At 66.8% G+C, this 19,562-nt stretch carries 22 protein-coding genes; 15 read left to right on the top strand and 7 right to left on the bottom strand.

All coding sequences use genetic code 11. The features are described from left to right. Positions 1 to 23: 23 nt before the first annotated feature. Complete coding sequence (locus ACFWB0_RS15095; RefSeq protein WP_378491267.1) at positions 24 to 749, bottom strand: TetR/AcrR family transcriptional regulator; 726 nt, start codon at positions 747 to 749, stop codon at positions 24 to 26. 553 nt (positions 750 to 1,302) lie between these two features. Between ACFWB0_RS15095 and ACFWB0_RS15090 the strand changes: the two genes are divergently transcribed. The 7 genes from ACFWB0_RS15090 to ACFWB0_RS15060 all read left to right on the top strand — a co-directional run bounded on the left by ACFWB0_RS15090 (position 1,303) and on the right by ACFWB0_RS15060 (position 6,495). Continuing rightward, complete coding sequence (locus ACFWB0_RS15090; protein WP_378491266.1) at positions 1,303 to 1,809, top strand: hypothetical protein; 507 nt, start codon at positions 1,303 to 1,305, stop codon at positions 1,807 to 1,809. Then, a complete protein-coding gene (locus tag ACFWB0_RS15085) occupies positions 1,806 to 2,447 on the top strand; it encodes an RES family NAD+ phosphorylase (protein ID WP_378491265.1) in 642 nt (213 codons plus the stop codon). The genes ACFWB0_RS15090 and ACFWB0_RS15085 overlap by 4 nt, the downstream gene beginning before the upstream one ends. 84 nt (positions 2,448 to 2,531) lie before the next feature. After that, positions 2,532 to 2,909 carry a VOC family protein gene (locus tag ACFWB0_RS15080; protein WP_378491297.1) on the top strand — a complete coding sequence of 126 codons (378 nt, stop codon included), beginning with the start codon at positions 2,532 to 2,534 and terminating at the stop codon, positions 2,907 to 2,909. A 91-nt stretch (positions 2,910 to 3,000) separates the two neighbouring features. Further along, positions 3,001 to 4,179 carry a cytochrome P450 gene (locus ACFWB0_RS15075; protein ID WP_378491264.1) on the top strand — a complete coding sequence of 393 codons (1,179 nt, stop codon included), beginning with the start codon at positions 3,001 to 3,003 and terminating at the stop codon, positions 4,177 to 4,179. After that, positions 4,176 to 4,373, top strand: coding sequence for a ferredoxin (locus ACFWB0_RS15070; protein ID WP_378491263.1), 198 nt, complete (start codon positions 4,176 to 4,178; stop codon positions 4,371 to 4,373). Before ACFWB0_RS15075 ends, ACFWB0_RS15070 begins: the two co-directional genes overlap by 4 nt. Beyond that, positions 4,370 to 5,542: an NAD(P)/FAD-dependent oxidoreductase gene (locus ACFWB0_RS15065; RefSeq protein WP_378491262.1), complete on the top strand. Its 1,173-nt coding sequence runs from the start codon at positions 4,370 to 4,372 to the stop codon at positions 5,540 to 5,542. Before ACFWB0_RS15070 ends, ACFWB0_RS15065 begins: the two co-directional genes overlap by 4 nt. After that, on the top strand, positions 5,539 to 6,495 hold the full coding sequence (locus ACFWB0_RS15060) for a LysR family transcriptional regulator (RefSeq protein WP_378491261.1): 957 nt from the start codon (positions 5,539 to 5,541) through the stop codon (positions 6,493 to 6,495). Before ACFWB0_RS15065 ends, ACFWB0_RS15060 begins: the two co-directional genes overlap by 4 nt. Here the strand turns inward: ACFWB0_RS15060 and ACFWB0_RS15055 are convergent. Further along, positions 6,469 to 7,062, bottom strand: coding sequence for a TetR/AcrR family transcriptional regulator (locus tag ACFWB0_RS15055; protein WP_378491260.1), 594 nt, complete (start codon positions 7,060 to 7,062; stop codon positions 6,469 to 6,471). The two genes, ACFWB0_RS15060 and ACFWB0_RS15055, sit on opposite strands and share 27 nt — an antisense overlap. 164 nt (positions 7,063 to 7,226) lie before the next feature. Between ACFWB0_RS15055 and ACFWB0_RS15050 the strand changes: the two genes are divergently transcribed. From ACFWB0_RS15050 to ACFWB0_RS15025, 6 genes are read left to right on the top strand one after another with little or no spacing between them, the layout of a single operon-like run. After that, entirely contained in the window at positions 7,227 to 8,243 is a 1,017-nt protein-coding gene (locus tag ACFWB0_RS15050) for a phosphotriesterase (RefSeq protein ID WP_378491259.1), read from the top strand. Between the two features lie 40 nt (positions 8,244 to 8,283). Next, the gene (locus tag ACFWB0_RS15045) at positions 8,284 to 9,264 is read left to right on the top strand and encodes a phosphotriesterase (protein WP_378491258.1); all 981 of its coding nucleotides are present in this window, start codon (positions 8,284 to 8,286) and stop codon (positions 9,262 to 9,264) included. Between the two features lie 14 nt (positions 9,265 to 9,278). Continuing rightward, positions 9,279 to 10,394 carry an FAD-dependent oxidoreductase gene (locus tag ACFWB0_RS15040; protein ID WP_378491257.1) on the top strand — a complete coding sequence of 372 codons (1,116 nt, stop codon included), beginning with the start codon at positions 9,279 to 9,281 and terminating at the stop codon, positions 10,392 to 10,394. 3 nt (positions 10,395 to 10,397) lie between these two features. Beyond that, positions 10,398 to 11,324 (top strand): alpha/beta hydrolase, encoded by a 927-nt coding sequence (locus tag ACFWB0_RS15035; protein WP_378491256.1) that lies wholly within the window; start codon positions 10,398 to 10,400, stop codon positions 11,322 to 11,324. Between the two features lie 26 nt (positions 11,325 to 11,350). Beyond that, entirely contained in the window at positions 11,351 to 12,298 is a 948-nt protein-coding gene (locus tag ACFWB0_RS15030) for an MBL fold metallo-hydrolase (protein WP_378491255.1), read from the top strand. Beyond that, on the top strand, positions 12,295 to 14,046 hold the full coding sequence (locus tag ACFWB0_RS15025) for a CocE/NonD family hydrolase (protein WP_378491254.1): 1,752 nt from the start codon (positions 12,295 to 12,297) through the stop codon (positions 14,044 to 14,046). The genes ACFWB0_RS15030 and ACFWB0_RS15025 overlap by 4 nt, the downstream gene beginning before the upstream one ends. Before the next feature lie 49 nt (positions 14,047 to 14,095). Here ACFWB0_RS15025 and ACFWB0_RS15020 read toward each other — a convergent pair whose 3' ends face one another. The 4 genes from ACFWB0_RS15020 to ACFWB0_RS15005 form a co-directional block, all read right to left on the bottom strand. Further along, positions 14,096 to 14,665: an AAA family ATPase gene (locus ACFWB0_RS15020; protein WP_378491253.1), complete on the bottom strand. Its 570-nt coding sequence runs from the start codon at positions 14,663 to 14,665 to the stop codon at positions 14,096 to 14,098. Beyond that, positions 14,662 to 15,048, bottom strand: coding sequence for a hypothetical protein (locus ACFWB0_RS15015; protein ID WP_378491252.1), 387 nt, complete (start codon positions 15,046 to 15,048; stop codon positions 14,662 to 14,664). The genes ACFWB0_RS15020 and ACFWB0_RS15015 overlap by 4 nt, the downstream gene beginning before the upstream one ends. Before the next feature lie 104 nt (positions 15,049 to 15,152). Continuing rightward, positions 15,153 to 15,485: a VOC family protein gene (locus ACFWB0_RS15010; protein WP_378491296.1), complete on the bottom strand. Its 333-nt coding sequence runs from the start codon at positions 15,483 to 15,485 to the stop codon at positions 15,153 to 15,155. A gap of 271 nt (positions 15,486 to 15,756) precedes the next feature. Then, positions 15,757 to 16,059: a hypothetical protein gene (locus ACFWB0_RS15005; protein WP_378491251.1), complete on the bottom strand. Its 303-nt coding sequence runs from the start codon at positions 16,057 to 16,059 to the stop codon at positions 15,757 to 15,759. Positions 16,060 to 16,176: 117 nt separating this feature from the next. Between ACFWB0_RS15005 and ACFWB0_RS15000 the strand changes: the two genes are divergently transcribed. Both ACFWB0_RS15000 and soxR read left to right on the top strand, forming a co-directional pair. Beyond that, positions 16,177 to 17,250: a class I SAM-dependent methyltransferase gene (locus ACFWB0_RS15000; protein WP_378491250.1), complete on the top strand. Its 1,074-nt coding sequence runs from the start codon at positions 16,177 to 16,179 to the stop codon at positions 17,248 to 17,250. Positions 17,251 to 18,598: 1,348 nt separating this feature from the next. Continuing rightward, a complete protein-coding gene (soxR, locus tag ACFWB0_RS14995) occupies positions 18,599 to 19,048 on the top strand; it encodes a redox-sensitive transcriptional activator SoxR (protein WP_378491249.1) in 450 nt (149 codons plus the stop codon). A 195-nt stretch (positions 19,049 to 19,243) separates the two neighbouring features. Here the strand turns inward: soxR and ACFWB0_RS14990 are convergent. After that, positions 19,244 to 19,562, bottom strand: a 319-nt coding sequence (locus tag ACFWB0_RS14990; protein ID WP_378491248.1) for an ATP-binding protein, incomplete at its 5' end; no start/stop codon positions are given.

The following is a 19,562-nucleotide window of genomic DNA, read 5'->3' as shown; positions in this document are numbered from 1 at the left end:
GCCTCGCCGCTCTCTCCGGCCGATTATCCCCGGCCGATGAGGGAGCCCACCGCATCGAGGACTCGGTCCAGTCCGAACGTCCACGCGGCCTGCGGGCTGTAGGAGGTGTTCAGCGCCGCTCCGGCAGCGGCGCCCACCCGCCGAGCGAGCGGGAAGTCGTCGCCGACGTATCCGGCGAGGCGCCGGTGCCACGCGGACCACACCTCGGCCATGTCGGCGGCCCGGGGGTCGGGGCGGCGTGCTTGCGCCGCCGCACGGGTGAAGTCCGCGACGAAGGTCAGCGCGGCGTCGCGGTCGAGGTCCGTGAGCCCGGTGTGATCGAAAGCGTGCAGGTCGTGGTCGTAGGCGGCGATGGTGCCCGGCCCCAGGGAGGCACGCTGGTCGGTGACATCGAGCAGCCACCAGTGCGCGGTGTACAGCGCGAGGTCCGCTTCGGCGACCTGCCGGACCCGGGCACGCCAGTCTTCGCTCGGATAGGGAGCGCGGGGTCGGCCGGCGCGCGCGGCGTCGATCATGAGCACCAGCAGGTCGTCGCGGGAGCCGACGTGGGTGTAGAGGGCCATCCCGGAGATGCTGAGGTCCGCGGCGAGTCGGCGCACGGTCACGGCGTCGAGTCCTTCGGCGTCGGCGAGGGTGATGGCGGTCGAAACTGCTTGTGCGGTAGTGACTTTCGACTTCGGTCCGCGGGTGCCTCCGCGGGGTGCGTCGGGATGCTCGCGCCACAGTAGGTCGATCAGGTCGCGCGCCATGGGTCTCTCCTGCGGTCGGGGGTACCGGTAGTGATGGCGACAAAATCGGCGGATTACCAGGTCGGAGCTTCTGCAATCATCGTCGACAGCATTCCACACCTGGCTGCTGGACCTGCATATTCGACCGTTGCTTCCCCATTGCTACCGGCACCCTTCGTAGGAGGGTTCGTCTCGCGGGCGGTCTGACGGAGCTGCGCTTCGATGCTCGTCCGGATCTGCGGAGGCAACCGCTTGTTCTGCGTCACGTGAGCGTCATGGCGCACGAGCGCCGCGGGCTGCGTCCCGTCGGCCCCAGCCTGCGGTGCGAGCATCGACCGCGACCGGTACGACGATGTGATCGTTCGTTCCACTCGTTGGACCGTTGAGTGTCTTCTGAGTGTCTTCCGCGAAAGGTCGCGGACCGAACGGTCCCTACCTACGCCGCCACGACGTCCAGGTCGTGTGGGCGCTGACCGGTGATCGCGAGCGAGCCTCGGTCATCCCGAACGCCCATGGGATCCCCACGTCAGGTTGACCACTTGACTTGACCTACTTGACCGAGGACGATCAAGGCATGAGCACGCCACTGAAGAAGGTCGTCGACGATCAGCTGGACGCCAGCGGGATGGCGGCGGAGCAGCTCAGCATAGACGACGCACAGTATGTAGCCGAGGGTGTCAAAAATGTGCTGTCGAACCTCAAAGCGCGCCGAACGTGGGAAAAACACCTCGGCCCGATCCTGACCCATAAGCAGACCCTCGACCTGACCGGCTGGTCCAAGCAGGCTCTCAGCCAGGCGGTCAAAGACAACCGAGTACTGCGCTTGACGGCCAACGACGGCAGTGTCGGGTACTGGTCGGGAGGATTCACCGACACAGCCCCGTACCGTCCGATCCTGGGGATCAAGAACGTTCTTGCCGCGTGGGCCCATTCTGGCGTCGAATCCTGGACCACTGCCTCATGGATGTCGAGCGCACAGCCGGAGCTCGACGGCCGGACACCTCGGCAAGCCCTCCTCGACGGCGACACTGCCGATGTCGAGAAGCTGGCCGGTCAGGCTTCGGGACGGCTCGCTTCGTGAGCGCTCCCCGCGCTCGGCAACATCTGAAACCACCGCCGTCCCCGGATGAACTCCGGGGACGGTTCCCTGAGGTCACCCTGGCCGCCCACACGACGCTCTACCGCAATCATGCGGCCGGACTGGGGGCGTGGTGGTTCAGCAGTAACGGTGCCGGACGATTCGACCTCGCAGGATCCGAAGGGACCTGCTACGCCGCCGAAAGCGAACTTGTCACTGTGCTCGAGGCTTGGAGCGGGATCGACGTCATCCCACGTCCGGACACCGCGAAGCGGGACATCTCGGCCGTGACCGTTCATGGGGATCTGCGCCTGGCCGATGCAACTTCGAATCGGGCGATCCAGTTCGGGGTGACGGCGGAGATGTTCACTACCTCCGACTATCCGCTGACGCAGCAGTGGTCGAAGGCGTTGCGCAGAGCGGGATTCGACGGAATCCGATACTGGGCACGCCACGACCTGACTCACGTCGACGCATGTATCGCTGTGTTTGCGCCCAGTGGTGACCACACCAGCACGGCAATGAAGCCCAGTGACTTCGGGGTGCTCGTCACCGAGAACCTGCTCGACCGTCCCGATCTGTGGAAGGCATTGGAGCATGAGGCAGGGATTGTGGTCCTCGATATCCCTGGAAGCCTCTGACCATATGCGCGGCGGCGGTCGCGAAACTCTATACACTAAATACGTTATACGTCGCATAAGGTTTACCGCCCCTGGAGGTTCACCATCAAGATCACCGGCACCGCCCTGTCCCTCAATGTCCCCGACACCGCCGCCTCCGCGGACTTCGCGAAGACTCACTTCGGATTCACCGAGGCCATGTCCGACGATGGCTTCGTCTCCCTCGCGCACCCCAGCGCGGGACTGAACATCGTCTTCCTGCGCACCGGGTTGGGCACCTTCACGCCCGCCACCATCGCAGGTCCCGCCGGTCAAGGCATGTTGATCGCCTTCGTCGTCGACGACCTCGATGCCGAATACGCCCGCATCGCCGCAGCGGGCGCGAGGGTGATCACCGAACCGGAAACCGAACCGTGGGGGGAGCGCTTCTGTCAGTTCGCCGACCCCAACGGCATCGTGTGGCAGCTCGTGCAATGGGTCTGACCCGCACCCTTTCATGACATGAAGCCAACGCATGTTGCACTATGCAAATTATGCGTTGGATTTATGTAATGGGAGTCACTTCAATGGAGGCATGCCCAGCAGCCCTCCCGCGACGTCGGACATCGACCTCTTCGCCGACGACGTCCTCACCGACCCCTACCCGACATTCGCAGCACTGCGCGACCTCGGTCCGGTCGTGTATCTGCCCACCAACAACATCTACGCCCTGACCCGCTACGACGTCATCCGCGGCGCCCTCACCGACACCGACACCTTCTCCTCCCGCACCATCGGCTTCAACCCGATGGTCAACGACGCACTCCAGGGCACCTCCCTCGCCTCGGACCCGCCCGTGCACACCGAGCTGCGCGCCACCCTCACCGAGAATCTGTCCCCCCGCGCCTTGCGCGGCCTGAAGGGCACCATCGAGGCGAAGGCCGACGCCCTCGTCGCCGAACTCGTCGCCGCGGGTTCGTTCGAAGCCATCGACAGCCTCGCCCGCGCCTTCCCGCTCGAGATCGTCGCCGACCTGATCGGATTCACCGGCGACGTCCGCGAGAACATGCTCCGCTGGGGACAGGCCGCCATGGAGGTCATCGGCCCTCTCAACCAGCGCACCGCCGAGAACTTTCCCATCGCGGGCGAACTGTACGAATGGTGCTCGAAGGTGCAGGCCGAGGATCTGACCCCCGGGTCGGTCGGGCGCGGCATCTTCGACGCCGAAGCCCGCGGCGCCATCCCCGCGGACACCGCAGGCCACATCATCCACCAGTACCTCGGCGCCGGGGTGGACACCACCATCGCCTCGATCGGCAACATCGTCGCCTTGTTTGCGGCGTTCCCCGACCAGTTCGATCTCGTCCGCGCCGACCCCACCCTGGTACCGGCCGCATTCAACGAGGTGCTGCGCTACTGGGCGCCGCTGCACGCGTGGGGCCGCGGCGTCACCCGCGAGGTGAACATCGACGGCACCGTGATCCCCGCCGGTGCGCAGGCGGCGATCCTGTTCGGCGCAGGCAACCGCGACCCGCGGCACTACGACGACCCGGACACCTTCCGCATCGCCCGCAACCCGGTCGATCATCTGTCCTTCGGATACGGCCCGCACGGGTGCGCCGGGCAGGGTCTCGCCCGCCTCGAGGCCCACGCCGTCATCACCGCCCTGGCCACCCATACGCGACGTCTGGTGGCCGCCGACCCGATCCGCGTGCCCAGCAACACCACCCGTTCCATCGACGAACTCGAGATCCTGGAGGCCTTGCCGTCATGAAGATCACCCTCGACCGCCCCCGCTGCGAAGGCCACGGACTGTGCGAAGAAGCCGCACCCGAGCTGATGCACCTCGATGACGACGGCGACCTCGTCCTCGACGTCGACGAGCTTCCCACCGACGACCCCCGCGCGACGGCAGCCGGGGCCGCCGTACGCGTGTGCCCGGTCGCGGCCCTGACGCTCTCGTCATGAGCAGCGAGCCGCGCGAGATGAACCGCATCATGGTCGTCGGCAACGGTATCGCCGGACAGACCGCCTGCGACAGCTTGCGCACCGCCGGATTCGACGGAGACTTGACCATCGTCGGCGACGAACCACATCCCGCGTACTCTCGGCCCGCGCTGTCGAAGGCGCTCCTCGTCGACGGCGGCTCGCACGAGCTCGCGCCGCCCACCCACCGCGCCACCGAACTACTCGGGGTACGCGCCGTCGGTCTCGAGGTCGCCACCCGGCGGGTCCGGCTCGACGACGGCACCGACCTGGGTTACGACGGGCTCGTCATCGCCTCCGGGGCACGGCCACGGCAACTCGGCGCCGGGGCGCTGACCTTGCGCACCGTCGATGATGCGCTGCTGCTCCGAGAGCGGCTCGCGTCGAGTCCGTCGGTGGCGGTCGTCGGCGCCGGCCCACTGGGCATGGAGGTCGCCTCGGCAGCGGTGCAGGCCGGCTGCCCGGTCACCGTCGTCGCCGACACCACACCGATGCGCCCCCAGTTCGGGCCGTACCTGTCGGAGGTGTTCACCGCTGCGGCCCTCGCCGCGGGCGCCGAGATCGTCTACGGCACCGCCACCGGGATCGACGCCACCGGCGTCACCCTCGACGACGGGACCCGTCTCGATGCCGACCTGGTCGTCGCCGCGATCGGCGATGTGCCCAACATCGAATGGCTCACCGACTCCGGTCTGCTCACCGGTGGCCGCCTGGTCGTGGATTCGCGGGGCCGGATCGCGCCGGGCATCGTCGCGGCCGGGGACGTCGCTGCACTCCCGGTCCGTGGGAGTGTCCGCCGGATCCCGTTGTGGAGCAGCGCCATCGAGCAGGCCAAGATCGCCGCGGTCGCGTTGCTGCGCGGCGATGCCGCACCCTCGTTCGACGCCGATCCGTACTTCTGGACCGAGCAGTTCGGGCTCACACTCAAGGCGGTCGGGCACCTGCCCGTCGCCGGCACCCCCGACTTCCTGGTCGGGAGCGAAGCACACGGGCCGGCGTTGATGCACTGGCGCCACCTCGACGATCCCGACGGACCCGGGGTCGCGGTCGCCGTCAACCACCGCATTCCCATCCCGAAACTGCGGCGTGCCGCCGCGACCGGACAGCAGGCCGTCACCGCGACCACTGCCGCGTACAGTCCGTGTGGATGAATCCACCCCCGGGACACAGGGCCGACCCCGACCTGGCGCGACTTGCCTCGATCAACCTCAACCTGCTGGTGCCGCTGTTGGCGTTGCTCGAGGAGGGGTCGGTCACCCGCGCGGCGGCCCGGGTGGGCATGACCCAACCCGCCATGAGTCACGCGTTGAGCCGGATGCGGCGCCTGCTCGGTGATGAGCTGGTGACTCGGCGGGGGAGCGGGCTGGTGCTCACCCCGCGCGCCCTGGAATTGATCGCCCCGTTGCGGGAGGTGCTGCGGCACACCGCGCGGGTGGTGAATTTCCCCGGGTTCGATCCCGCGCGCGACGGCCGGACCATCACGGTGGCGATGACCAGCAGCACTGCGTTCGTGCTCGGCCCCGCCTTGGCGCGGCTGATCGCCGAGCGCGCCCCGAATGCGACGTTGCGGATCCGCAACTTCGTCGAGCCGCAGGCCGGCGACTTCACCGACGACGGCGTGGACGTCGTCCTGTTGTCCGAGGCCTTCACCTCGCCGTATCCGCGTGAGCGGCTCCACGAGAACCGGTGGGTGGTGATCGCCCACCCCGACACCGATCCCGAGGCCTCCGCGCTGGATCTGCTGACCGCGGTGCCGCATGTCGCGTACGACTCGCGGCACCGGGTGCCCCCGTACGCGGCGTTGGACGCCCACGGTGTGCAGTACCGCATCGGCCGGTTGATCTCCGATTTTCTGCTGGTGCCGCATCTGGTGGCGACCGCCGGGGGCGTTGCGGTGCACACCTTCCGTGTCGCTGCCGCGATGGGCGACCGGGCGAACCTGCGGGTCGAGGAGTTCCCCCTGCCGGTGTCGCCGTTGGGTGTGGACATGGTGTGGAATCCGCACCTCGCAGATGTCGAGTTCATCGACTGGTTGCGTGCGATCCTCCTCGACGCGACCGCATTCGGGCCGGGCAGCTCACCGTCGGACGTCAGCGGCGAGTAGATAGCACCACGAGTCGGTCAGTTCGTCGAGGCAGATCTCGCGGGGTGTGTTCCAGCCGACCTCGAAGTAGCGGCGGGACAGATGCTCGAGCTGGCCGAACGCCAGCACGCAGCGGATCCGGCGGCGATCCGTTGTGAAGCGGTTCGCGCGGTTCAGGCCTTCGGTCATCTCGGCGACCGCGCTCTCGAACCACTGTTCGGTCCGCGCGACGACGTCCGGTTCATGGGCAGCCTGATACGACGCGGTGAGATAGGGCTTGATCTCGTCCCACTGGGTGAATTTGCGATCCAGATAGGTGCGGATCTCCGCGCGTGAACCGGACGCGACGACCTCGGTCAACGGGGGGTCGTCGGGAGAGGTCAGGATCGCGTCGGCCTTCGTCAGCAGTGCACTCATCACCTCGGCTTTGGAGGAGAAGTGCAGGTAGAAAGTGGTGCGTGTGGAGCCGGCGGTGGTGGCGATGTCATCGATCGTGGTTGCCGCGTATCCCTTGGTGCCGAACAGGTCGAGCGCCGTGGTCAGGAAGAGCTCGTAGGTCATCTGCTTCTGGGCGGCACGGAGCGACATGGGTCCTGATCCTAGCGGCCTCGCGGTACGCGCACCTGCCGAAAGAGACCATTGAGGCCAGTAACTTCTCCTGATGCAAACTCACTTGACGTGATGTAATCCGAATGGCTACTGTGACAACTACCACGCCGAGCCGATATGCCGTCGATCGAAAGGACACGCCGATGAGTGGCCCCAGCACCTCCGTCGACACCCCCACCACAGCCACCGCCCACACGGTCCTGGGCCCCGTACCCGCCGACCAGCTCGGCGTGACATCGATCCACGAGTCGCTCCTGTCGGTCCTGCCCGGCGCCCAGTACGCCCACGACCTCACCCTCGACCGCGTCGACATCTTCGACACCCTCGAAACGAAGCTGACCGACTTCAAAGCGGCGGGCGGCGGCACCCTCGTCGACGCCACCGGCCAATTCCACGGCCGCGACCTCCCCCTGCTCGAAGCCCTCTCCCGCGCGACCGGCGTCCACATCATCGCGTCCACCGGCCAGGGCCCCGAGTCGATGCTCGGCGGATACTTCCTCACCCCGCAGACCAATCCGCCGACCCCGTGGCCGGCGCAGAAATGGGCCGCGCTCTTCGCCGCCGAAATCAGCGAAGGCATGGTCGTACCGCGCATCGAACGCCGCGGCGCCGCCGGCCTGATCGCCACCGCCGTGACCCGCGCCGGCGCGACCGCCACCGACACCGAACTTCTCCGCGGCGCCGCCCGCGCTGCACTGCAGACCGGCGTCGCGCTCTCGTTCCTGCCCGGCGCCGACCCACTCGGCGAACTCGAGATCGTCCTCGCTGAAGGCCTCGAAGCCGACCGGGTCGTGGTCGGCGGCGTCGATCGACTCGGCTCCGACGGCCTCGCCCAGAAACTCGCCGCCCGCGGCGCCTACGTCACCCTCGATCACGTCGGCACCGAAGGCCACCACGAGGACAACCTCGGCGCCACCGGCTACCTGACCGACACCGCCCGCGTCGCACTCGTCGCCGACCTCGTGGCCGCCGGCCACACCGACCGGATCCTGCTCTCCAGCAGCGCCACCGGAGCTGCCTTCGGGCACCCGGCCACCGACGTCGCCTTCACCCACATCCTCGACAGCTTCGTACCGGCCCTGCGTGCCGCGGCGATCGACGACGCCACCGCCACCGCGATCCTCGTCGCCAACCCCGCCGCCCTGCTCGCGGTCCGCTGAACGTCCCCGGCCCGACTCTCTCGAACACGAGGTGAATCCCATGTCCCACGTCAACACCGTCCTGGGCGCCATCCCCACCGCGGAACTCGGCTTCGTCGCCGTCCACGAGCACATCGGCTACGGCATGCCCGGCTCCGAACTCGACACCCAATGGTGGAAAACACCCGAGCAACGCTACGACGAGACGGTGCCGAAACTACGGACCTTCCACGAGAACACCCTGCCCTACGGCGGCGCCACCTTCGTCGACGCCACCGGCATCTGCAACGGCCGCGACGTCAACTACTACCAATCGCTCTCCGAGAAGACCGGCGTGCACATCGTCGCCTCCACCGGCTTCGTCGGCGGCGACACAGCCCTGCCCTTCTTCGAACGCGCCGACGTCGACTACCTCACCGACCAGTTCATCCACGAAATCACCGTCGGCATCGGCAGCACCGGCGGCAAGGCCGGCATCATCAAAGTCGGTGTGAGCCGCGGCTTCAAGATGAAAGACCTCGACCTGCGCATCTACCGGGCCGCCGCCCGCGCCGCGCTGGCCACCGGGGTACCGATCTTCACCCATCTCGCCGTCGACGTCGAACCGGCCATCGACATCTTCCGGGAAGAAGGACTCCCGCTCGACCGGGTCCTGTTCGGCCACGCCGACGACGGCGTCAGCCAAGGCAAGGTTCGTGACCGCTGGATCGCCGAGCAGGGCGGACGCATCGGCTTCGACACCTTCGGCTACGACCTCGAACTGCCCGACCCACCGTTCTGGGGCCGACCACGCCAAGAGCGCCTCGACCACTTCCTCGGCTACCTACGCGACGGCCTGGTCGACCGGGTCCTCGCCTCCGCCGACGCCAACTGCAGCCCACTGGGCTGGCCCGGAGTCAAGGGCCACACCGTCAACTACCTCTTCGAGACGCTCATCCCCGCCCTGCACGAAGCCGGCATCGACGACGCCACCATCCACCGGATCTTCGTCGAACTCCCCGCCGACTTCCTCGCCGTCACGACCTTCGCGACCACGAACTGAGAAAGAGCACCTCCATGGACGTCCAGAATCTCAACATCGCCATCGTCGGTGCCGGCTACGCCGGCGCCGCCACGGCCAGGGCCCTGATCAACCTCGGCGCACACGTCACCGTCTACGAACAGGCCGCCACCGTCGGTGAGGTCGGCGCCGGCATCGGACTGCGCCCATCCTCGCTCGCCCAGTTCCGGAAGCTCGGCATCCTCGACGACGTCGAACAGGTCACCTCACCCAGCGAATCCTTCGAGATCCTCACCGCCACCGGCAATCTCATCGCCGAAGAGACGTGGCCCGAAACCGAGGAACACGGCACCACCACCCGGTTCGTCCACCGCGCCGACTTCATCGACGTCCTCACCGGTGTCCTGCCCCCCGGGGTGATCCAGCTCGGCCACCGCCTCGACACGATCGTCGACAACGGCACCGACGCCACCCTCACCTTCACCAACGGCAACACCGTCACCGCCGACCTCGTCATCGGCGCCGACGGCATCCGCTCCCGCGTGCGCACCGAACTGTTCAGCACCGCAGAACCCGTCTTCGCCGGCGAACACGCCTACCGCGTCATCGTCGACAACGACAAGACCCACGGCGTGCCACTCGACAGCAAACTACGCATGTACCTCGGCCACGGCACCAAGGTGTACGTGCTGCCGCTGCAACACCGCGGCCAGGTCTCCTACGACGTCACCGCACTCAACGCCGACCCCACCCCTGCCCCGCAGATGACCCGCGACAACCTGCTCGCCACCCTCGACGGCTTCGACGAACGGCTCGTCGCGATCGCCCGCGACCTCGACTGGGACCAGGTCAACATCCGCGCCGTCTACGACATCGACCCCATCGAGCGCTGGCATTCCGACGCCGTCGTCCTCGTCGGCGACGCCGCCCACGCCATGTGCCACCACCAGGGGCAGGGCGCCAATTCGGCCATCCTGGACTCCGGTGCACTCGCCGATGCCCTCGCGACCGCCGACTCGGTCCCCGCCGCGCTCGCCGCCTACCAGACCAAACGCAAACCCATCACCGACGAACTGCAACGCATCTCCCGGCTCGGCTGGTCCGAAGACGAGGTCAACAGCGTCTTCCCCGGTCAGAAACTCGGCGAGATCGCCTCGACGGTCGAGGCCTGAACCATGGCACTGCATCCGACCATCGCCGAGATCCTCGCGAACCTGCCCCACCCGGAAGGCCCCCTCGACCCGGCCGCCATGCGCGCCGGTGACGACGCGCAGGTCCCGCCCCTCGAAGAGCGACTTCCCCTGCACACCGTCGACGACACCATCGCACACACCCCCACCGGGGATGTCCCGATCCGGATCTACACCCCCGCCGACGCCGACACCTACGGTGTGCTCGTCTACTTCCACGGCGGCGCCTTCTTCCTCGGCAGCCTCGAGACCCACGACCACGTGGCGCGATCCCTGGCCCACGAGACCGGACTGAAGGTCATCGCGGTCGACTACCGGCTCGCCCCGGAGAACGCCTTCCCTGCCGGACTCGACGACTGCTACGCGGTGGTCCGGTGGGTCGCCGACCACGGCGACGAACTCGCCTGGGACGAGAACACGCTCGCGATCGCCGGCGACAGCTCCGGCGGCACCTTCGTCGCCGCTGTCGCCGCACTCGCCCACGACGACGGCTTCGAGCGCATCACCCACCAGGTGCTGTACTACCCGTCGCTGGATCTGGACTTCGACGTCGACCGCTATCCGTCGCTGCGTCAGAACGCCGAAGGCTACGGCGTCGAAACCGCCGGATTGAAGGGCTTCAACTCCTTCTACACCGACAGCGGCGCCGACCCCGCCGACCCGCGCGTCTCACCCCTCAAACGCACCGACCTCACCGGGCTGCCTCCGGCACTGATCGTCACCGCGCAGTACGACCCCATGCGCGACGAAGGCGAACACTACGGCGCGCGACTCACCGACGCCGGCGCCGAGGCCACCGTGTCCCGCTACGCCGGCGCCAACCACGGCTTCGTCCAGCACTTCTCGTGGATCCCCGACTACCACCAGGTCTTCGCGGAGACCGCCGCGTTCCTCAGGGGCGACCGGAAGTGAGCCGCCCCGTGGTACCGATCCACCCCATGCAGTCGCCCTGGGGCCGATTCCACCTCTACACCTTCCTCATCGACGCCCCCGAAATGGCGATCGTCGACACCGGCATCGCCTCCTCCCCGGCAGACGGGATCACACCGGCGCTCGAGGCCCTCGGCCGCCGCATCGAAGACGTGAAGTGGATCCTGCTCACGCACGGCCACATCGACCACATGGGCGGCGCGTACGCTCTCTGGGAGATGACCGGCCGCCAGGCGCAGGTCGTCATCGGCGCCGCCGACGCACCGCTGCTGCGCTCACGGCAGGCCCACGTCGACGAGTACCTCACCGGCCGCGGCCGGTACCTCCACGACCCCGAAGGCGCCGCCAAGGTCGCCGCCGCGGGCCACGCGGTGATCTCCGGTGAGATGGAACCCACCATGCAGGTCACCGGCGGCGAGCAGATCCGTCTCGGCGCCGTCGACGGACAGGAGGTGACCGTCTCCGTCCACGCCATCCCCGGCCACACACCCGGCTCCGTCGCCTACGTCCTCGACGGACAAGACGACGTGTTCGTCGGCGACGCCGTACAGGTCCACGGAGCCGCGAACGGCTTCCCAGGCTTCACGGACCCGGCCGCGTACCGGCGCAGCCTCGAATACCTGCGCGACGAGATCCGGCCCCGGCACCTGTATCTGGGCCACCCCTACCGACGGACCGACGGCACCCCGTACGGCGTCGAACTCGACGCCGAGCAGGCCGCCGAGGCGCTCCGCGAAAGCCTCGACATCGAACACCGGGTGGGCACGGCCGCCCACACCTGCCTGTGCGCAGAACTCCACGACACCGATTCGCCGTACTCGCCGTTCACACCGGTGGCCGACGCCCTCGGCTACACCCACGATCCGACCCTCGAACCGTCGCCGTTCTTCACCTCGATGCACGGCTACTCCCTCGAACACCGACACCGCCGGCCCCACCGAGAGGAACAGCGATGACCGACACCACCTGGCACACCATCCAGGCCGGCGAACAGCAGATCGCCGTCACCAAAAACCTGCGGATCCCCATGCGCGACGGCACCGCACTGGTCGCCGACGCCTACCGCGGCGTCGACGAACCCGACGCGGTGACACCCCGGCCCGCGCTCGTCGCGCTGAGCCCCTACGGCAAAGAACTGCAAGCCCTCGCCCTGACGATGCCACCGCAGCGCCGCCCGTCGCCCATGTGGGACGGCTGCATCGAAGCCGGCGACATCGCGCGTGTCGTCGCGAACGACTACGTCCACGTCATCGGCGACCTCCGAGGCTCCGGAGGATCCGAAGGCGAACACATCGGCAACTACAACGCCGGGGGAGTACCCCTCGGGCAGGACGCCTACGACTTCATCGAATGGGTCGCGGCACAACCCTGGTGCGACGGCAACGTCGGCATGATCGGCATCTCCTACTTCGGATCGATGCAGGTCCTCGCCGCCGCCGAACGCCCGCCGTCACTCAAGGCCATCTTCGTCTCCGGCGGGCACTACGACTTCTACGAGACCACCTACCACGGCGGCATCATGTGGCTCATGCCCCGCGCCGCCCGCGAAGGCCGCGGCGGCGACTCGGGCTGGGCATTCACCGACCGCGTCAAATCCCGCATGCTCGAAACCTACTCGGCCGAGGACATCGAGAAACTCGTAGCGGAACGACTACAGGACCCCGACATTCAGTCCTGGCCGAACCTCGTCCACACCCTGCACTACCCGACGAACCACGAAGCCTGGTTCGACATCGTCATGAACGACGTCGACGGACCCTGGTACGAGGAACGCAACCCGGTCAACCTCGCCGAGAACATCGACATCCCCGTCTGGCTGCAGATCGACCAGGGCCGCGGATGGACGATGGACGGCACCATCGAATGCTTCGACCGCATCCCCGCGGCGAACAAGAAGCTCACCATCGGCCCCTACCCGCCCATGCAGTCGCGCCCCTTCATCGAGGAACACGACAAGATGTTCCGCTGGTACGACAAGTGGCTCAAGGGCATCGACAACGGCATCGACACCGAACCCGCCGTCTCCGTCTTCGTCGAAGGCACCCGCGAATACGTCGAAGGCGACGCCTTCCCGCCGAAGCCGGTGGAACATCGAGAGCTGTTCCTCCGGCCGCGGGGCAAACTGTCCTTCGAGCCCGAAGCCATGGGCGTCGAACACGCCGCCCCCGGCGGATTCTTCCAGGCGCCGCTGACGGTGACCGACAAGGTCGAAATCCTCCGCTGGTCGACTTCGGTGTTCGAGGAGCCGACCGAGCTCATGGGAACCGGCGCGTTCCACCTGTACGCCGCAATCGACCAGGACGACACCAACTGGATCATGCGACTGTGGGACGAACGTCCCGGCGGCGCGCGTCAGCTCCTGACCACCGCGTACCTCAAAGCGTCGATGCGTGAACTCGATCTCGAACGTTCGACCCCGGACAGCCCCGTCCACCCGCTGACCCGCAAGGTGCCGGTCGAACCCGGTGTCATCGAGGAATACGTGCTGCGCGTCTACCCGTTCGCCGCCACGATCCTGCCCGGCCACAAGATCGTGGCCGAATTGTCTTGCAACGAACCGTTGTTCGACGACCACAACGCGCTGCTGCCGCCGGACGCGTTCCACGTGCCGGTCGGCCGTCCGGTGACCCACAAGATCTATCGCGACGCCGCGCATCCGTCGCGGCTGGTGCTGCCGTTCAGCGTCGACAGCGCAGGGGAGTAGCGCCACCGAACTCCCGGGCCGGTGTCGCTTGCAGCGACACCGGCCCGCATCATTCCAGCTCGGTGAGCGCCGCCGGTGCCCACCGCGGCCACCGCACCGATCCGATCGGCGCACCCGCCGCGAACCGCGCCACCGGCGCCGGAGTCCCCGAAGCCGTGTCGTACACCGTCGCCTGATCCGCGCGGAGGATCGCCTCGACCACCAGAGGCCACAATCGTCGATACCGCGCCCGGATCTTGTCGTCCGGCACGGAATGTCCACCCGCGGACACCCGGTGCGCCACACGCGCGACCGACATGGCCTCGGGCACCACCATCACATGCAGCACCACCACGAACCCGGCGCGCTGCGCCCGATCGATCAGTTCGAGCTTCGACTCGTGCGAGAACACCGTCTCCGCGATGAACGAGCGCCCCTCGGCGACGAACCGGTCCCGCACCGTCGCCGCCACCTGCGCCGCCTCGTACGACATCTCCTCGGCCCGATCCGGCCACCGCTGCCGCGCGATCACATCCGCATTGACGAACACACTGAGCGGCAGCAGCGGAGCAAGCGACAACTCCACGAACGTCGATTTACCGGCCCCGTTCGGACCGACCACCAGATCCAGACGCCTCATGCGTCGTCGAGCACCCGCGTCGTTCCATCCGGATGCTGCTCGACCAGACGCCCCTCGTCATCGAGCACGACCGTCGTGACACCGCGCCCGGCAAGCACACCGACATAGTCGATATCTGCCAGATGGTCGGCGAGCCGGGTGTCGGTCTCCGCGTTGAACAGGCGCCCCTCGGCATCAGTGAGATCGGCGAGCGGGCGCGACCCGGACAACGCGTCGTGCACTCGGCGCAGCGAGGCGCTCTCGTGGGCGGTCATAGCCCGTCCGATCCGTGCCCAGTATTCGAGTTGCTGACGTCCGGTGCGGTTCTGCCGGCCGCCCTCGGCGATGGCGCTGTCGACGAGTTCGGCGTCGAATCGGGTGACCTTGTCGGTGGACGGAGCCATCACGACCTCCTCGTGTTGCAGTCTGCTACCGATTGTAGCGGGGTGCAACGACGAACGCCCGGCCGGACCCTCACAGGGGATCGGCCGGGCGTCGAGGGGGCCGGTCAGCGAGGAAGGGGACTGTAGAACACCAAGCCGTTGCCCTTGTTGTCGTACACCACCGCGCGACGCTCGTGTGCATCGTCATATGGACCCTTCACGATGCCGCCGCCGGCCTCTTCGATGGCCTTCGCGGCGCCGTCCACGTCGTCGGTCTTGATGCCGACGACAACCTGGCCGTGAATCGGATGGTCCACCGAGGTCGCGAGCGCCAGGGTGACGCCACCACCGTCGAGGGCCGCGAAATGTGTGCCGTCACGGAATTTGAGACCCATGCCCAGGGTGTCGCTATAGAACTTGATCGACTCGTCGAGATCGTCGGTAGAGAGCACGATCATCTTCACTTCATGGCTCAAGATTGCCTCCTCGGACGAAAGTTGCCTCAGCGTAACGCGACCCAAGCCCGATCGGTCAGGGTCGATGGTCACCCGTTGCCGGAACCCTGTCGCGGTTCGCAGCCGTCGGGAAGCGATAGTCCCGCGGTGACCACGAATGGATAGGTACCTTGCCGACCGGTGGGCGTTAGCCCCGGCGGAGACGCCGGCGGAGCCGCACCATTACCAACGGAGCACCGAGCGCTACCTTGCAGCTCAGTTGCGGGCAGTGACCTCAACCTTTGCGCAGGATGCTGCCGATGGTGTCGGCGAGCGGACCGGACTGGCCGATGAGGGCCAGGTCGATGGCGTCGTGGGTGGCATTACGCTTACGAATCGACTTGGCTTGCACCCCGATGAGAAACTCCTTGCTCAAGAGCAGTGCGTCCAGGTCGTCGTACATATCGAGCAAGCGGGTCAACTCGCAGATCGTCAGTTCGACGGTGCCGAGGAGAGGGTCGTTCATGGATGCGCGGTCGAGGCGGTCGCGCAGCTCGGCCACGAGTAGGTCGTCGGCGGGGGTGTCGTCGCGGTGCACGAACTCGAGGGTAGCGATGCCGCGTCCGGAGTGTGTGAGTGCACCCGTGTGGCCGATCGCACGGGGCTTCCGAACGCCTAGAATATGATGCACATCACTACTCCGAGGAGGTGTGCGATGACCACACCTGAGATGCAGGAAATCGATCAAAGCAAACTCGAGCAGACCCTCGGGCAACTGGTCACCGACATGGGTGCCGCGATGAACGGTGCACTGGTCATGATCGGCCTCGACCTGGGTTTCTGGGAAGCGCTCGACGGCAACGGCCCGACGACTTCCGATGCGCTGGCAGAACGCACCGGCGTACGTGAACGCTATGTGCGGGAATGGTTGTCGGCGCAAGCCGCAAGCGGGTACCTCATGCACGACGCGAGCGCCGGCACCTTCACGCTTGCGCCCGAGCAGGCGATGGCGTTCGCTCGCCCGGACAGCCCGGTCTATCTCGCCGGCGGCTACCATCTGGTCAGTGCCGTGTTCAAGGACAGGGAGAAGATCACCGAACGAATACGTCGGGGCGAAGGATTCGGATGGCACGAACATGACACCGAGTTGTTCACCGGAACCGAACAATTCTTCCGTCCGGGCTACCGCACCAATCTCGTCGACGCGTGGCTCCCTGCACTGAATGGCGTCGTCGACACGCTCACGGCGGGCGCAGCGGTGGCCGACATCGGCTGCGGGCACGGCGTATCCACGACGCTCATGGCGCAGGCATTCCCGAACTCGACCGTGCACGGCTTCGACTACCACGACGGATCTATTACTCGAGCACGAGAGCTGGCGGCCGAGCAGGGGATCGAGAACGTGGACTTCGTCGTTGCGTCGGCGGCGGACTATCCGGGTCGCGACTACGCTCTGGTGTGTTACTTCGATTGTCTGCACGACATGGGCGACCCGGTCGGTGCACTGAAACACGCACGCGACACGATGGCCGACGACGGCACGGTGATGCTCGTCGAACCGTATGCGCACGACGATCTCGCCGAGAATCTCAATCCGGTGGGGCGGATGTACTATGCGGCCTCGACGGTGCTGTGCACGCCGTCGTCACTCGATCAGCCGGTCGCGCTCGGTCTCGGTGCGCAGGCAGGTGAACAGCGACTCGCCACGGTCGCGGCCGAGGCCGGATTCGGTAGCTTCCGTCGCGCGACAGAAACGCCGTTCAACTTGGTTCTGGAGGCGAAGGTCTGAGCCGGATTACGTCACAGTGACGTTTTGGGCTTGCGGGGCCGTGTTGCCGGGGGAGCGGGTGCCGAGCGTGTTCGGGCCCAGAAATGGCGACGATCGTGTACGCGACCATGAAGAGAGCTGCCGGAGAAATATGACGCCGGTCGTCCGGTCTCCATAGGAGACGAAGTTCCACAGGTAGAGCGGGTGGGTCGTGACGGCCGCGGCGACCAAAACCAGGCAAACCAGAATTAGTAGCGCGATGGGTAAAACGTCACAGTGACGTTTTCATGGGAGTCGGCCGGTGTGTGGGGGCGGGTCGAGATACCGGTCAAGGTTGATCAATCCGAGGCGGACGACGGCGCCGACGGCACCGGTGGGACGGCAGGTCGGACGTTCGCCGACGCAGGCGGCCGGATCGCCATGAGTCCGGTGCTGGTGAAACGTCGGGGCATCGGCGGTGACGCCACGGCGGGTCGACACACCGCGCGAAGCGTGCGTCGGCAGTCGATGTGCGGGACAGTCGCCGGCCGTCGTAAAACCCCAGGTGAACCCGCATGCCAAATTTGCCGATAATCTACATTATGTCAAGTAATGGAAATCTGGGCCTACCCGACCACTGTTCGGGGCGGGTCCCGGCGTGGCGCGCAAGTATGACGAACCATGCCGTGGCGCGTCGCGGTGCCGACCGTGCGGTGAGACCCTCCCGCTGTCGCCACCCCCTTTCGGGGCGCTGTCGCAGGCCTGCCCGCATCGAAGCCTGCAGACGCGGCCGCCTCAACATCGGCGTGCAGCCGAATGGATCGCCCGGCGCATATGGTTGTCGCGCGTCATCGACTCATCGACTCATCGACTCATCGACACGTCGACGATCAGGCACGCCGACCGCATGGCCCCGGTGTGGCGAATCAGGTAGGCCCGCCCCCACCCCAAGGCGCCCTGCCCCACTCGGGTTGATCTTGATGGATAATCACCATTATCCATGAAATGGATTGAGCGACAACAACTATAGAAGGTGCTTCCGTCCTATCGACCTCGAGAGGCTGCACATGCCCGATTCGAACGGCGTCGCACCGGAGTGGTTCGTCCCCCGCGCACCGCGGGGTCTGGTCGCTCGCTGACGCTGTATCCGAGCGTCCATGCCTCGGCCTGCTGCGCAGCCCTGCTCGTGCGACGCACCACGAGATGAGGACGAGTACGAAGGACTGCGCACACGCGTGCCCGACGCACCGCTCCCCTCCCCCTGCCCGGAACGACGATCCGCGATCTTTTCCGGTGTCGGCGGCTCAGGCCATCAGCCGTGCGGCAATGCTTCGGTACTGTGCAGCGCAAGTTTGATTACCGTGCGTTTCCTATTCGAGGAAGGCTTCCGATGACTGCTGCCGTGTGGCTGACTCCCGGACAGTTGTCCGAACGCTCCGGCGTTGCGGTGTCGACGTTGCACTACTACGAATCCCGCGGGCTGATCGACAGCCGTCGTACGTCCGGCAATCAGCGACGCTACCGGCGCGACACATTACGTCGAGTGGCGTTCATCCGGATCGCGCAGGGCGTGGGGGTGTCGCTGGAGGACATCAAGAACGCCCTCGATTCGCTGCCCGACAGTCGGGTGCCGACCGCGGAGGATTGGGCGCGTCTGTCGCTGATGTGGCACGACGAGTTGACCCGCCGCATCGAGGCGTTGACCGAGTTGCGTGACGATTTCTCGGGATGCATCGGGTGTGGGTGTCTGAGCCTGAAGAGTTGTCCGTTGGCGAACCCCGGCGACGTGCTCGCGAAGGAGGGTCCGGGCCCTCGTCGGCTTCCGGTGCGGGGCGACTGAGTCGCCCGAAGGTACCGCACGAGAATCCGCACCGGCCCGCGCGTCATCCTCCGGGACTTTCCTCCGCCTACACGGGTTTCTGCAGGTCGTGAGGCCACGGAAAGCCGTGCACGTGGAGGAAGGCTGTCAACGGCACCTGAAAACTGACCCCTTTCCGGCAACCGAAAATTGACCCCTCGAGTCATGCGACAGCCACTACCCCTCTGCAGCACGGCCAGTAGGCGTGCGACCCAGATCGCGGCCCCTGAGCCGGTAACTATCACCCTTGAGCGAGACCACGTCGGCATGGTGGACCAGACGATCGATCATCGCCGCGGCGACGACCTCATCGCCGAACACCTCACCCCACCGGCCGAACGGCTTGTTCGAAGTGATGATCAAACTGGCCCGCTCGTAACGACTGGATACCAACTGGAAGAACAGGTTCGCCGCCTCGGCCTCGAACGGGATATAGCCGACCTCGTCGACGACCAGCAACGGATAACGGCCGAGCTTGATCAACTCGGCTTCCAAC

This window comes from Rhodococcus sp. NPDC060086, from assembly GCF_042730275.1.
GTDB lineage: Bacteria > Actinomycetota > Actinomycetes > Mycobacteriales > Mycobacteriaceae > Rhodococcus.
This window is presented reverse-complemented; position numbering and strand designations above follow the sequence as displayed.

What these genes read in the sequence shown, in the direction of transcription:
- ACFWB0_RS15095 (WP_378491267.1), bottom strand. Translation starts at nt 749, where the DNA reads ATGGCGCGCGACCTGATCGACCTACTGTGGCGCGAGCATCCCGACGCA.
- ACFWB0_RS15090 (WP_378491266.1), top strand. Translation starts at nt 1,303, where the DNA reads ATGAGCACGCCACTGAAGAAGGTCGTCGACGATCAGCTGGACGCCAGC.
- ACFWB0_RS15075 (WP_378491264.1), top strand. Translation starts at nt 3,001, where the DNA reads ATGCCCAGCAGCCCTCCCGCGACGTCGGACATCGACCTCTTCGCCGAC.
- ACFWB0_RS15070 (WP_378491263.1), top strand. Translation starts at nt 4,176, where the DNA reads ATGAAGATCACCCTCGACCGCCCCCGCTGCGAAGGCCACGGACTGTGC.
- ACFWB0_RS15065 (WP_378491262.1), top strand. Translation starts at nt 4,370, where the DNA reads ATGAGCAGCGAGCCGCGCGAGATGAACCGCATCATGGTCGTCGGCAAC.
- ACFWB0_RS15060 (WP_378491261.1), top strand. Translation starts at nt 5,539, where the DNA reads ATGAATCCACCCCCGGGACACAGGGCCGACCCCGACCTGGCGCGACTT.
- ACFWB0_RS15055 (WP_378491260.1), bottom strand. Translation starts at nt 7,062, where the DNA reads ATGTCGCTCCGTGCCGCCCAGAAGCAGATGACCTACGAGCTCTTCCTG.
- ACFWB0_RS15050 (WP_378491259.1), top strand. Translation starts at nt 7,227, where the DNA reads ATGAGTGGCCCCAGCACCTCCGTCGACACCCCCACCACAGCCACCGCC.
- ACFWB0_RS15045 (WP_378491258.1), top strand. Translation starts at nt 8,284, where the DNA reads ATGTCCCACGTCAACACCGTCCTGGGCGCCATCCCCACCGCGGAACTC.
- ACFWB0_RS15040 (WP_378491257.1), top strand. Translation starts at nt 9,279, where the DNA reads ATGGACGTCCAGAATCTCAACATCGCCATCGTCGGTGCCGGCTACGCC.
- ACFWB0_RS15035 (WP_378491256.1), top strand. Translation starts at nt 10,398, where the DNA reads ATGGCACTGCATCCGACCATCGCCGAGATCCTCGCGAACCTGCCCCAC.
- ACFWB0_RS15030 (WP_378491255.1), top strand. Translation starts at nt 11,351, where the DNA reads ATGCAGTCGCCCTGGGGCCGATTCCACCTCTACACCTTCCTCATCGAC.
- ACFWB0_RS15025 (WP_378491254.1), top strand. Translation starts at nt 12,295, where the DNA reads ATGACCGACACCACCTGGCACACCATCCAGGCCGGCGAACAGCAGATC.
- ACFWB0_RS15020 (WP_378491253.1), bottom strand. Translation starts at nt 14,665, where the DNA reads ATGAGGCGTCTGGATCTGGTGGTCGGTCCGAACGGGGCCGGTAAATCG.
- ACFWB0_RS15015 (WP_378491252.1), bottom strand. Translation starts at nt 15,048, where the DNA reads ATGGCTCCGTCCACCGACAAGGTCACCCGATTCGACGCCGAACTCGTC.
- ACFWB0_RS15010 (WP_378491296.1), bottom strand. Translation starts at nt 15,485, where the DNA reads ATGATCGTGCTCTCTACCGACGATCTCGACGAGTCGATCAAGTTCTAT.
- ACFWB0_RS15000 (WP_378491250.1), top strand. Translation starts at nt 16,177, where the DNA reads ATGACCACACCTGAGATGCAGGAAATCGATCAAAGCAAACTCGAGCAG.
- soxR (WP_378491249.1), top strand. Translation starts at nt 18,599, where the DNA reads ATGACTGCTGCCGTGTGGCTGACTCCCGGACAGTTGTCCGAACGCTCC.